This is a genomic window from Stenotrophomonas testudinis (assembly GCF_024499815.1).
Classification (GTDB): Bacteria; Pseudomonadota; Gammaproteobacteria; order Xanthomonadales; family Xanthomonadaceae; genus Stenotrophomonas.
In genome coordinates this window covers 44050-56990 of record NZ_JAMOKY010000023.1, presented here as the reverse complement: position 1 = coordinate 56990, position 12941 = coordinate 44050, and the positions used below count along the sequence as shown (strand labels likewise).

At 68.4% G+C, this 12941-nt stretch carries 11 protein-coding genes; all 11 read right to left on the bottom strand.

Translation table 11 applies throughout. From position 1 onward, the window contains the following. Positions 1-121: 121 nt before the first annotated feature. Positions 122-841, bottom strand: a complete 720-nt coding sequence (locus NQ204_RS13260; protein WP_108768136.1) for a GntR family transcriptional regulator — start codon at positions 839-841, stop codon at positions 122-124. A 102-nt stretch (positions 842-943) separates the two neighbouring features. Beyond that, complete coding sequence (locus NQ204_RS13255; RefSeq protein ID WP_116863128.1) at positions 944-2311, bottom strand: SLC13 family permease; 1368 nt, start codon at positions 2309-2311, stop codon at positions 944-946. A gap of 104 nt (positions 2312-2415) precedes the next feature. Then, on the bottom strand, positions 2416-3336 hold the full coding sequence (gene mdcH, locus NQ204_RS13250; RefSeq protein WP_256644104.1) for a malonate decarboxylase subunit epsilon: 921 nt from the start codon (positions 3334-3336) through the stop codon (positions 2416-2418). After that, complete coding sequence (gene mdcB / locus NQ204_RS13245; RefSeq protein ID WP_256644103.1) at positions 3333-4190, bottom strand: triphosphoribosyl-dephospho-CoA synthase MdcB; 858 nt, start codon at positions 4188-4190, stop codon at positions 3333-3335. Before mdcB ends, mdcH begins: the two co-directional genes overlap by 4 nt. Beyond that, a complete protein-coding gene (gene mdcG / locus NQ204_RS13240) occupies positions 4187-4828 on the bottom strand; it encodes a malonate decarboxylase holo-[acyl-carrier-protein] synthase (protein WP_116863131.1) in 642 nt (213 codons plus the stop codon). The genes mdcB and mdcG overlap by 4 nt, the downstream gene beginning before the upstream one ends. Beyond that, positions 4821-5531 (bottom strand): biotin-independent malonate decarboxylase subunit gamma, encoded by a 711-nt coding sequence (gene mdcE / locus NQ204_RS13235; protein WP_256644102.1) that lies wholly within the window; start codon positions 5529-5531, stop codon positions 4821-4823. The genes mdcG and mdcE overlap by 8 nt, the downstream gene beginning before the upstream one ends. Next, complete coding sequence (locus NQ204_RS13230) at positions 5528-6436, bottom strand: biotin-independent malonate decarboxylase subunit beta (protein WP_256644101.1); 909 nt, start codon at positions 6434-6436, stop codon at positions 5528-5530. The genes mdcE and NQ204_RS13230 overlap by 4 nt, the downstream gene beginning before the upstream one ends. Continuing rightward, the gene (mdcC, locus tag NQ204_RS13225; protein ID WP_256644100.1) at positions 6433-6753 is read right to left on the bottom strand and encodes a malonate decarboxylase acyl carrier protein; all 321 of its coding nucleotides are present in this window, start codon (positions 6751-6753) and stop codon (positions 6433-6435) included. Before mdcC ends, NQ204_RS13230 begins: the two co-directional genes overlap by 4 nt. A gap of 10 nt (positions 6754-6763) precedes the next feature. Continuing rightward, entirely contained in the window at positions 6764-8407 is a 1644-nt protein-coding gene (gene mdcA, locus NQ204_RS13220) for a malonate decarboxylase subunit alpha (RefSeq protein WP_256644099.1), read from the bottom strand. A 273-nt stretch (positions 8408-8680) separates the two neighbouring features. Then, complete coding sequence (locus tag NQ204_RS13215; protein ID WP_256644098.1) at positions 8681-10870, bottom strand: TonB-dependent siderophore receptor; 2190 nt, start codon at positions 10868-10870, stop codon at positions 8681-8683. 321 nt (positions 10871-11191) lie between these two features. Next, complete coding sequence (gene mqo, locus NQ204_RS13210) at positions 11192-12880, bottom strand: malate dehydrogenase (quinone) (RefSeq protein ID WP_256644097.1); 1689 nt, start codon at positions 12878-12880, stop codon at positions 11192-11194. Between the last annotated feature and the right edge of the window lie 61 nt (positions 12881-12941).

The following is a 12941-nucleotide window of genomic DNA, read 5'->3' as shown; positions in this document are numbered from 1 at the left end:
CCCCCCCCCCCCCCCCCCCCCCCCCCCCCCCCCCCCCCCCCCCCCCCCCCCCCCCCCCCCCCCCCCCCCACTCTACAGAACAGCGGTCAGCCGTGGTTTGTCGTGGCGGGCAACAGCCCGCTCAGCCGCCGCCTTCGGTCGGCAGCGGCGCGGGCACGTTCAACAACCCGCCATCGGCCACGTACGCGGCCAGCGCCTGGCCCTGGCTCAGCAGGTGGCGTTCCATGGTGCGCTCTGCCGCCTGCGCGTCACGGCGGCGGAAGCAGTCCATCAGCTCGCGGTGTTCGGCCAGCGACTGCGCCGTGCGGCCCGGTGCCAGCAGCTGGCGGCCACGGTGCATCTTCAGGATGCGGTGCAGGTCGTGGGTGATGCGGATCAGCCACGGGTTGCCGGCGTAGTGCTGCACGGTCTCGTGGATGAGGTAGTTGTTGCGGTAGTACTCGGCGATGTTGCCGTTGGCGGCCGCCGCTTCCATCGCCGCATGCAGGTCTTCCAGCTGCTGCACGCCGGCGTCGTCGATGTGCTTGACCGCCTCATGCGCGCAGCGGCCTTCCAGCATCGCCATCACCGGGAACAGCTGGTTGAGGTCTTCCAGGGTAAGTCGGGTGACCCGCGCACCGCGGCCGGCATCGATCTGCACCAGCCCTTCGGCGGCCAGCAGCTTCAACGCCTCGCGCAGCGGCGTACGGCTGATGCCGAGTTCCTCGCACAGCGCGGGTTCGTCGATCCATTCGCCCGGCGGCAGCCGGTAATCGTAGATGCGCTCGCGCACATGCTCGGCCACCTCTTCGTACAGAGGTGCGCGCTTCTTCGGCGAACGCGGGGCGGGAGCAATGGCCATGGTGGAAAGTGTACTGCCTCCCTGCGTGGAACCTGTAACGCGGTGCGGGAAGTCCGCCGCCCCAACTAAAAGGGCGCCGGATTCTTCCGGCGCCCCTCGCACTTACATCCAGCCCGGTACCACGAACACCAGCCAGGCCAGCAGCGGGCCAAACGCCACCACCAGGCCGCTGTACACCAGGAAGCGGCGGAACAGCGTCTCGCGCTCTTCCTTCGCGGCCGAAGCCACCACCAGCGCGCCGTTGGTCGAGAACGGGCTGACGTCGACGATGGTGGACGACACGGCCAGCGCGCAGATCACGCCGGCCGCACCCAGGTGGCCCTGCATCAGGAACGGCACCGCCAGCGGAATGGTCGCGCCCAGCACGGCCGCCGAGGAGGCGAATGCGGACACGATGCCGCCGACATAGCAGACCAGCAGGGCGCCCAGCAGCGGGATGCCGATGCTGGAAACACCATGGCCGATGAAGTCCACCGCGCCGGCATGTTCAAGCACGCCGATATAGGTCACCACGCCGCAGATCAGCAGCACGGTCGACCAGCTTATGCCATCGACCGCACCCTTCTGGCTCTGCGGCGAGAGCAGGGCCAGCGCCACCGCGACGGTGATCGAGACCAGGCCGACGTTGAGGTTGTAGATCAGCGCGGCCACGCCCAAGCCGAGCAGGCCGATCAGGGTGAACAGACGCTCGCGGGTGAAGCCCACCGCATCCAGCGCGGCGGGGTCATTGGACAGCGTGCCACCACCGGCGGCGACCAGCGCGCCGTGGCCTTCGATGGCGAACTGCCGCGACGACGCCTGCGGGCCACCGGCCATGGCGAGCTCGGCGTTGCCGACGCCACCGGCGGCGGTGATCGAACCGCGACGCATCAGCGCGATGCCGCCGAAGGCCAGGAAGCAGATGATCGCCATCATGGAGTTGAAGCCGAGGCTGGTCAGGAACACCGCCATCTCGGTCACTTCCAGGCCGGCCTTCTGCACCACGCCGTTGGTGATGCTGCCGTACACGCTGATCGGCGAGAAGCCACCGGCCTGCGCACCATGGATCACCAGCAGGCCCATCATCAGCGGGTTGATGTTGTACTGCTTGGCGAAGCGCAGCGCGACCGGGCCGATGATGGCCACCGCGGCCGGGCCCAGCGCGCCGAAGGCGGTCAGCACGGCGGTGATGACGAACATCACCCACGGAATGGCCACGATGTGGCCGCGTACCGCTTTCACCGCCCAGTGCACCAGCAGGTCGATGGTGCCGTTTTTCTGCGCGATGGCGAACAGGTAGGTGATGCCGACCAGGGTCAGGAACAGGTCACCGGGGAAGCCGGCGAGCACGTCCTTGCCACCCATGTCGACGAAGATCCCGCCGATGATGAAGGCGAGGGCGAAGGCCACCGCACCCATGTTGATGGGCATCGCGGTGGCGACGATGAACATGATCACCAGACCGATGATCGTTGCGATTTGTGGACTCATGCGCCCTCCCAGACACGTGACTCGGGTACAGCTCGGATGGAGACCCGCCATCCCGGGGTAAGGCGTCGTACAACGTGATGCGTGATACGTACTGCTCGAACCCGTTACTGCAGCCGATCCAGCGCGCTGCGGACCCATGCCGCCGCGCCGTCCAGGCTCTGGAACTCTTCCACCGCGCGCACCTCGCAGCACGGGTAGGACGGCGCGACCATGCGCGCCAAAGCATTGCCCGGGCCAAGCTGCAGGAATACCCGCGCGCCGCGCTCGAAGGCCTGGCGCATCACCTGCGCCCATTCGATGGTCTGTGCCAGCTGCGCCGACAGCGTGTGCACCGCCGCTGCGCGGTCACGCACCGGGCGCGCATCGATGCCGGCCAGCAGCGGCAGGCGTGGGGCCTGCAGCGGCGAGCCGTCGAGTGCGGCGGCGAACGGTGGGACGGCAGCGTGCAGCAGCGGCGTATGCGCGGGGACATGCACCGGCAGCGGGCGGATCTCCGCACCCTGCGCGCGCGCGGCATCGGCCAGTGCCTGCAGGGAGGCCTGCGTGCCGCCGACGATGAAGTGATCGCGGCCGTTGGCGATGGCCACATGCGCGCCATGCGCGGCACACAGCGGCTGCAGCGTCTGGCGCTCCAGCCCCAGCACGGCCTGCATGCCTGCATCGGCAGGGCTGGCGGCATCCATCAACCGCGCGCGCTGCGCGGCCAGGGCCAGGCAGGTGCTTGCATCAAAACTGCCGGCAACTGCATGCGCGGCCAGTTCACCGATGCTGTAGCCGGCCACCAGCAGCGGTGCCGGCAGCGCCTCGCGCAGGCCGTGCCAGTGCGCCAGCGTTGCGGCACACAGCAAGGGCTGCGCCAGTGCGTTGTCGAAGCGTGCTCCGTCGGCGGCGGCCGCGAACACATCACGGCCGAGCACGGCGCTGGCCGACACCAGCACGTCGCGGGCCGCGGGAAACCCGCGCACACGGTCGAACATCGCCGCGTGCTGCGCACCTTGTCCGGGGCAGAGCAGAGCCAGGCTCATGCGCCCTCCTGCTGCAGCAGGAACCAGCTGCAGGCCAGCAGGTCAGCGCTGCCACCGGGGCTCAGGCGGCGCGCGACGAAGCCCTCACCGATGCCGTGCAGGCGAGTTTCCCAGCCGGGTGCGAAGGCACCGCCTGCCTCGATGAAGCGGCGCGCCTGCTGCTGCGCCCAGGCCAGGCCCTCTGCGCCGCCACGGTGCAGCAGGTTGAGATCGTCCACCTGCGCGACCAGCTGCATCAGGGTCTGGCACATCGCCGCATCACGCGCCAAGCCGTTGTGCAACGCATGGCGCAGGGTCGGTACGGCCAGCTCGCGCAGCACGGGGTAACCGGCGGAGGCCTGTTCGCGCACCCCCGGCACGCCATGGCGCAGGCGCGCGCGCTGGCCGGGGCTGTTCGCATCCAGCGGCGCAGCGGCCAACGCATCGGCCCAGTGCTGGACGGCCAGGCAGACCTGCGCGGCGGGCGCGGCGTGGCTCTGCTGGCGGCGGCAGCGGGCGGCAGCGGCGACCAGCAGGCCCAGGCTGAAGATGGCACCGCGATGGGTATTGATGCCGCCGGTGGCGCGCAGCATCGCGTGCTCGGCGGCGATGCCGTGAGCGCGCAGGTTGGCAAACGGCGCATCAGCGGCACCGGCGCCGGCAATCGCGGTGAAGTAGTGGCGCAGCGCGAACAGGCTGCGCAGGAACGTACCGGCATCCATGTCGTCATGGCTGCCGGTATCGAACGGAGTGACCAGGCCCGGCTTGGGTGCGCAGGCCAGTTCGGCATGCAGGCTGGCGATGGCCAGGCGGCCCAGGCGCGCGCTGTCGACGCGGTGCGCGACGGGGCGGGTGGCGTGGGCCAAGGTGTTCATGCGGCCACTCCAGTGGCCAGGAACAGTCGTTCGCGGGCTTCCAGCGCGGCACCTTCCAGGCGCTTGACCAGTACCTGGCGGCTGCCACCGGCGTATTCGCGCCAGTTCACCGCGCCGCCGTCGGCCAGGCACAGTTCGCCGTCCACCCGACGGCCGTGCTCGGCCTCCCACTTCTGCAGGCGCGCCACCAGTACATCGGCCTGTACCGTGGCCTCCACCTGCCACAGCAGGTCGATGTCCGATCCGGCATGCACATAGGGCAGGCCACTCAGGTGCTGCCATGCGAAGGCACCGAAAACACGGGCCGGCGCAAGGCGCGCCAGTGCGTGCAGCGCGGCCTGCCAGTCGTTGGCAACGCCGGTGGTGAGGATGGCTTCCAGCATCGGCGGCGGCTGCTGGCGCAGCACGTCATGCAGCGGCACGCGCAGGGCCAGGCGCTGCTTGCCCTCGCTCGGCGGCAGCGGCACGCCCAGACGCAGGCGCGGGTCGGGATCATCCACGGCACGCCGCGCCACCATCGCGGGCAGCCCCTGCGCGAACCACGCCGCCAGGCGCGGTTCCTGCGCGGCCACGTCGGCCCGCCAGTCGGCATTGGCCGACAGCCAGACCAGCGTGTGGCGGGCGGGCCGGTCAGGCATCGCCGCGGGCCACCGCAGTGCAGACATCGGCCGCCAGTGCGCGGCCGCCACGTTCGGCACCGCGTGCGGCACGCAGGTCGCCGTCGCTGGGCGCGCGCAGCGCCTGCAGCAGGTGCTGGGCGAGGTCACCATCCCACAGCGATTCGACCGCGCCCATCGACACGTAGTTGGCCACGCCCGGTGCGAACACCGGCGAGCTCTGGCTGAGCGCCTGCAGCTTTTCCAGCGGTTGCTTGGTCACCCGCGCCATCGCGCGCAGGTCCATCACCCGCACCTGTGCATCGGGCAGGGCATGGATGTGGTCGGCCATCAGGCCAAAGGACAGGAAGCCGCCGCTCACCGATTCGCCGTAGACCAGGGTAACCAGGCGCGCGCCACGACGGCGGGCCAGGTCGAGGGTCTGCGCGAGGTGGGCGAAACAGCCGTTGATGCCCAGCAGTTCATCGCGACGGGCCAGGCGCTGGCCGGCGGTGTCGGCCAGCATCACGAGTGGCCGCTGCGGGTGTGCGGCGGTACTGGCCAGCACGGTTTCGGCCAGCGCCAGCGCATGGTCGACGCCGACCTCGATGCGGTCGGTGGTGCCGATCACCGTCACTTCGCCGTCCTCGGTGGTGGCCGTTCCGGTCAGCACCGAATCATGGATGTCGATGCGGTGGCCGCGCGGGAACAGGGCGTCGAGCAGGGTCTGCAGCGGGGCGCTCATGGCAGGCTCCGGTCGGCGGTGGCGGCGAGGAAGGCGTCGGTGTCCAGCAGCGGCAGGCGCTCGGGTTCGGCGATGCCCTGACGGGCCCAGATCTCCAGCCCATCGCGGCAGTCGCCCCAGGCCTGCACGCGCGCCTTCAACGCGGCGTGGCGGGCCTGCAGGGCGGCCAGGGCAGCGTCGGTATCTGTGCTGGCGGCGTCGGCCTGCAACGCATCGGCCGCGGCGCGGGCGAAGGCTTCGATGGCGTCGGGCACCAGCACCTGCGCCTGGTCGATCAGATAGCGGTGCTTGCCGCCGGTCACCCGCCAGACCAGTGCGCGGTCGCGCGAATCGAACTCTTCCACGCCGCGCACGGTCTCTATCACTTCCGGCCCTGACAGCGACAGCCGGCCTTCCTCGGACATGATGACGGTGGTACAGCAGCGGGCGACGATGCCCATGCCGCCGAACGCGCCGTTGCCGCTGCCGATCAGGGCCACGACCGGTACGCCGGCGGCGCGTGCGCCCAGGGTGGCGCGCATGATTTCGGAAATCGCGATCAGGCCGGCATTGGCTTCGTGCAGGCGCACGCCGCCGGTATCGAGCAGCAGGAGCACGCCATCGGGCTGCGTTTCCGCCGCGCGGCGCAGCAGACCGGTCAGCTTGGCGCCGTGCACTTCGCCGACGCCACCGCCCATGAATTCACCCTGCTGCGCGGCCAGCAACACGCGCTTGCCCTGCAGCGTCGCTTCGCCGACGACGATGCCATCGTCGAAGGCGGCCGGCTGGTCGAGCTGGGCCAGGTGCGGGCTCATCATCCGCCGTGCGGGGCCGAGGAATTCGCGGAACGAACCGGCGTCGACCAGACCGGCGATGCGTTCGCGTGCATCGGCTTCGTAATAGCTGTGGCGTTGCACGTGGCTCATGGCGTGCCTCCGGCCAGCAGGGTTTCCACGGCCTGGTCCAGGCGCAGGCTGACCACGGCCGGCGTCGCACCGGCATCGTTGATCGAGACGCGCACGTCGCGCAGGGGATGGCGCTGGGCGAAATCGGCGATGACCGCCTGCCAGATGGTGCCGAAGCCCTGCGCGGCGGTGATGATGCGCACCGTCATCGCCCCGTCCTGCGCGGCGGGCTCCAGCAGGATTTCCAGGTTGCCCGAGGCGAGCACGCCCACCAGCACCGCATCGCGCGGGAACTGCACGGGGATGCGGCCGTCGAATCGATAGTCGAGGGTTTCCATGCTCAGTCCCTTACCAGTTGCGGAAGCGCTTGGGCGGGTCGTACAGGCCGCCGGACCAGCGCACCAGGTCCTTCACCGAACGCGCGGCCAGCAGGTCACGGCTGGCGTCGCGCGGCGAGATGCCGAGATCTTCAGGACGACGGATCACGCCACGGTCGCGCAGGTTTTCCACCATCGCGCGGTCGCGGCCGAGGCCGACGGCGGTGTAGCCGGAGACGCCACGGATCGCCTGTTCGCGTTCCTCCTGCGTGCGGCACAGCAGCAGGTTGGCGATGCCTTCCTCGGTCAGCACGTGGCTGACGTCGTCGCCGTAGATCATCACCGGCGGCAGTGGCATGTCCGCGCGCTCGGCCAGTTCCCAGGCATCCAGGCGTTCAACGAAGGCGGGCGCCATGTGCTCGCGGAAGGTTTCCACCATCTGCACCACCAGCTTGCGCCCGCGCGGCATTTCGCCCGGCCGCGCGGCCTGCTGGCCAGCCTTGATCCAGGCGTCGCTGGCGTGGCGGCGGCCGCGTGCGTCCGAGCCCATGTTGGGTGCGCCGCCGAAGCCGGCGATGCGGTCGCGGGTGGCGGTGGAGCTGTTGCCCTGCAGGTCGATCTGCAGGGTCGAGCCGATGAACATGTCGCAGGCATACAGGCCGGCGGTCTGCGAGAACGCGCGGTTGGAGCGCATCGAGCCGTCTGCACCGGTGAAGAACACATCGCCTCGCGCGGCGATGTACCTCTCCATGCCCAGCTCCGAACCGAACGAATGCACCGATTTGACGAAGCCCGATTCGATCGCCGGAATAAGCGCCGGGTGCGGGTTCAGCGCCCAGTGCTGGCAGATCTTGCCCTTCAGTCCCAGCGATTCGGCGTAGGTCGGCAGCAGCAGCTCGATGGCCGCAGTGTCGAAGCCGATGCCATGGTTGAGGCGGTTCACGCCGTACTCGGCGTAGATGCCCTTGATGGCCATCATCGCCATCAGCACCTGGATCTCGGAGATCTGCGCCGGGTCGCGGGTGAACAGCGGTTCGATGTGGTTCGGGCGCGGTGCCTGCACCACGAAGTTGACCCAGTCGGCGGGGATATCGACGCGGGGGAGTGTGTCGACGATTTCGTTGACCTGGGCGATGACGATGCCGCCACCGAAGGCGGTGGCCTCGACGATCACCGGGGTGTCTTCGGTGTTCGGGCCGGTATAGAGGTTGCCGTGGCGGTCGGCGGCCTGCGCGGCGACCAGCGCCACGCGCGGGGTGAGGTCGATGAAGTAGCGGCCGAACAGTTCCAGATACGTGTGGATGGCACCGATCTGGATGCGCCCTTCGGCCACCAGGTTGGCCAGCCGCACCGACTGCGGGCCGGAGAACGAGAAGTCCAGCTTCGACGCGATGCCGCGTTCGAACACATCCAGGTGCGAGGGCAGGGACAGCACCGACTGCACCATGTGCAGGTCGTGCACGCGGGCGGGGTCCAGGTCGGCCAGGGCCTGGGCGAGGAAATCGGCCTGCTTCTGGTTGTTGCCCTCCAGGCAGACCTTGTCGCCCGGTTCCAGCAGGGCATGCAGCAGTTCGGCCACATCCGCGGCGGCGACCTCGCGGCCCCTGGCCCATGGCGCGGCCCGTTCCAGGCGGGCCTGGCGGCTGCGTTCCAACGTGTCCCAGCTCGGGTTCATCGACCGGCTTCCGATTGGTGGTTTGATAATTACGACATAATTACAGGGCGGTGTGCAACCCGCAGCGCAGCAAGAAAAAGGCCCGCACGCAGGCGGGCCTATTCATGTAGGCCACGACCGTTGGTCGTGGCAGCGCGGGGGAGGCAAGTGCCGACCAACGGTCGGGCATCACCGGGATTGCGCCGGTAGATCCACGCCATGCGTGGATGGAGCCCGCGGTGGGGTCAGAGTCCTTTCCTGCGGAAAGGGATCCGACCCCGGCGTGCGGCGACCTTAGAACTTCCAGCGCAGGCTGGCCGCCACGAAGCGCGGTTCGCCGTAGTTGTTGTAGTCCAGGTTGGCCCAGTAGGTCTTGTCCAGCGCGTTGCGCACGCTCAGCGTCGCCGTCCAGTTGTCGCTGATGCGGTAGTTGGCGTTGAACTGCACCAGTGCATACGCCGGCTGGTTCACCGTCACCGTGCCGCCCAGCGGGTAGGGGATGTTGTAGCCCTGCACCTTGCTCTGCCACTGCACGCCGGCACCGACGCTCAGGCGGTCCAGCACGCCGGGCAGGCGCACCTGGGTGTTCAGCTGCAGCAAGTCCTCGGCCGGGTTCGCGTACAGCAGGTCGGTCGCGGCGCGGGTCACCTTGACGTGGGTAAAGCCGGCATTGACCGTCCAGCCCGGCAGGATCTCGCCGTTGATGTCCATTTCCCAGCCGCGCGCCTTGGTGCCGTTGACACCGATGTAGGCCGAGCTGCCATCGCTGAGCGAACCGTCCGGCACGCTCATGTCACGCACCGCGTAGTTGTCCTGCTTGGCTTCGAACACCGCCGCATTGGCGGTCAGGCGGCCGTCGAACCACTGCGTCTTGATGCCCGCTTCGACGTTGGAACCCTGCACCGGCGCCAGCAGGTTCTCGTTCTTGTCCTTGTAGTTCTGCGGGTTGAAGATCTCGGTGTAGCTGGCGTAGACCGACACGTCCGGGGTGATGTCGTAGACCAGGCCCACGTACGGCGTGACTTCGTCGCTGACCTTGTACGCACCGCTGGTGCCGGTGTACGCGCCGGCGGCGTTGTAGGCGCGGGAGCGGGTTTCCCAGCGGCTCAGGCGTGCACCTGCGATCAGCGCCAGCGGATCGGCCAGGCGCAGGCGGGTGGCCAGGTACACGCCACTCTGCGTGGTCTTGGCCAGGCGGCGCGCACCGGTGCGGGTGTAGGTCACCTCGGAGATGTCGCCGTTCCAGTCGTAGATGTTGGGGATGTAGTAGCAGCGCTCGTTGCCGCAGCGCGCCCAGTCACTCGGGAAGTTCAGCGTGGTGGTGTTGGTGGTGGCTTCCAGGTCCGACCACTGCGTGCCCAGGGTCACGTCGTGCTCCTGGCCCCACAGGCTGAAGGTGCCGGTCAGGTAGGCATCGACGTTACGGCGGGTGTCTTCGGCATCGCCGGCGGCGGCGCGCAGGAAGATGCCCGAGCCGTCCACCGGGTTCGGGTTGCCGGTGCCGTACAGGCGCACGTTCTGCACGTTGCCGCGGGTGTAGGAGGTGTTGACCTTCAGCAGCCAGTCGTCGCCGAAGCGCTGTTCGAGGTTGGCGAACACGGTGCTGGTTTCGCGCTGCCAATAGCTCCACTTCGGCGACACGTTGGTCGAGCGCGGCAGGTGGGCGAAATTGCCCTGGCTGTCGAAGAACGGCACGGTGCCCCAGGTCGAACCTACCGGGTTGTTGTCCTGGGTCTGGTAGCCGACGGTGACCGTGGTGCTGTCGGTCAGGTCGCCTTCCAGCACGGCCATGCCGGCCATCTTGTTTTCCTTGTAGCGGTCGTAATAGAAATCACGATCGGTATAGGCGGCGACGACGCGGCTGCGGAAGCGGCCATCGGCGGTGAGCGGCGCGGTTACGTCCGCCTCCATGCGGCGGTAATCCCAGCTGCCGGCACTGACCGAGAACGAGGCGTCGAATTCCTTGCCCGGGCGCTTGCGCAGCAGGTTGACCGTGGCCGACGGCACGCCGGCGCCGCTGAGCAGGCCGTTGGCACCGCGGATCACTTCCACGCGGTCGTAGAAGGCGGTGTCGTATTCCTGGTTGGTCGAGCCGCTGTAGGTGGGGATGCCATCGACCTGGAAATCGGTGATGGCGAAACCACGCGCGTAGTACAGCGGGCGCTGGGTGTCATAGAAGGACACGCTGACGCCGGTGACGTTGCGCATCACGTCGTTGATGCTGAACAGCGATTCGTTCTGCAGGCGATCCAGGCCGATCACCGTGGACGACTGCGGGGTTTCCTGCAGCGTGATCGGCAGGCGGGTGGTGCTCGACGGCGGCGCCGACTGTTCGGCGCGCACGCTCACCCGGTCCAGGGTCTTGGCGTCGGAGGCGTCGGCGGCAGCAAACGCGCTGGGCGCCGCCAGCAGGGACAGCGACGAAAGCAGGGCAGCCGGCAGCAGCGCGCGGCGGGGCAGGCGGTTACGCAGGGTCAAGGACATGGTGGGCTCGAGGGTTGGAAGCGGGGAAGGGTGGCGACAGTCGTCCAGTACCCGGGGCGGCGGCTTCGGGCACATCAGGTCCATCTGGGAGGGCGCAGTCACTGCGCAGGGCGCAAATGTAAATAATTCTTAACAACATTACAATTCGTATCAGCGGACATGGGCGTCCTGGCGCCGGGCACCGCCTTCTGTAGAGCCAAGCCTATGCTCGGCTGCATTTGGCTGGAGCCGAGCATGGGCTCGGCTCTACACCAAAGAGCCGCCCAAATACGAACGGCCACCCGAAGGTGGCCGTCCGTGTAGTGCAATGGGCAAGCAGGCTTACAGCGCCTGCAGCTCCTCGTTGGCGTTGCGCTTTTCCGGCGCGGCCGGGGCAGCGGCCGGGGCCACCGCCGGCGTCGCACCGGCTTCCACCGGCACGTCCAGATACGGCAGGTGCAGGGTCTGGCTGGTCTGCGTGCGGATCTCGTTGGTCAGCGCAGCGCTCTCGTTGAGCTTGCGACCGTACGACGGCACGATCTCGCGCAGGCGGGTTTCCCAGCCGGCCTTCATCTGTTCCGGGAAGGCCTTGGCCATCAGGTCCAGCATGATCGGCGGCGAGGTCGAGGCACCCGGCGAGGCACCCAGGAGGGCGGCCAGGGTGTGGTCCTTGTCGGTCACGATCTCGGTGCCGAACTGCAGCACGGGGCCCTTCAGCGGGTCGCGCTTGATGATCTGCACGCGCTGGCCGGCCGTCACCAGCTTCCAGTCAGTGGGCTTGGCGTTGGGGAAGTACTTGACCAGCTCGGCCTGGCGGTCAGCATCATCCAGACGCGCCTGGGCCATCAGGTACTGCACCAGGTCCAGGTTGTCCTTGCCCACCGACAGCATCGGGCCGACGTTGTTGTGGTTGACCGACGAATACAGGTCCCACCACGAGCCGTGCTTGAGGAACTTGGTGCTGTACAGGGCGAACGGCCCGAACAGGATCACCGGCTTGCCGTCCAGCTTTCGCGCATCCAGGTGCGGCACCGACATCGGCGGCGAGCCGGTTTCGGCCATGCCGTAGGCCTTCACGTGGTGGCGCGAGGTCACGTCCGCGCCCTGGAAGGCGAGGAACTGGCCGCCCACCGGGAAGCCGGCGTAATCCTTCGATTCGGGAATGCCGGACATCTGCAGCAGCTTCAGCGCGGCGCCACCGGCACCGATGAACACGAAGCGGGCGTGGGTGGTGGTCTCGGTGCCGGCCTTGAGGTCCTTCACCGTCACGTTCCAGCTCTTGTCGGCGTTCTGCCGCAGCGCGCGCACTTCATGTTCCAGGTGCAGGCCGAAGTTCGGGCTGCGCTGCAGGCCGGCGGTCAGCTGGCGGGTGATGACGCCGAAGTTGACGTCGGTACCGAGCGGCATCCAGGTCGCAGCGACCTTCTGCTTCGGGTCGCGGCCTTCCATCAGCAGCGGGGCCCACTGCTTGATCTGCGCCGGATCCTCCGAGTACTGCATGCCGTAGAACAGCGGGTTCTTCACCAGCGCCTGCTGGCGCTTGTGCAGGTAGGCGATGTTGTCATCGCCCCAGACGAAGCTCATGTGCGGGGTCGGGTTGATGAAGTCGCTGGGCTGGCTCAGCCGGCCATCCTTCACCTGGTGCGACCAGAACTGGCGCGAAACCTCGAACGACTCGGCGATGCCGACCGCGCGCTTGGTCTCGATGCTGCCGTCGGGCAGTTCCGGGGTGTAGTTCAGTTCGGCGAATGCCGAGTGGCCGGTGCCGGCGTTGTTCCAGCCGTCCGAGCTTTCGCCGGCGACGGTGTCGAGCCGCTCGTAGACCTGGATGTTCCAGTCCGGTTGCAGTTCCTGCAGGTAGGTGGCCAGGGTGATGCTCATGATGCCGGCACCGACCAGGACGACGTCGACCGGCTTGTCGTTGCTGGCGGCGGGCACCGAGCGCTGGGTCAGCGGCCAGTACAGGAACAGCGCGGCGGCCAGCAACAGCAGCACGAGCAGGGCGATAAGAGCCTTGCCAAATTTCTTCATGGGAATGACTTGGGCGTGGGGAAGGGGGCAGGATGCGCGCTGGGACAGCAAATGGCGTGAA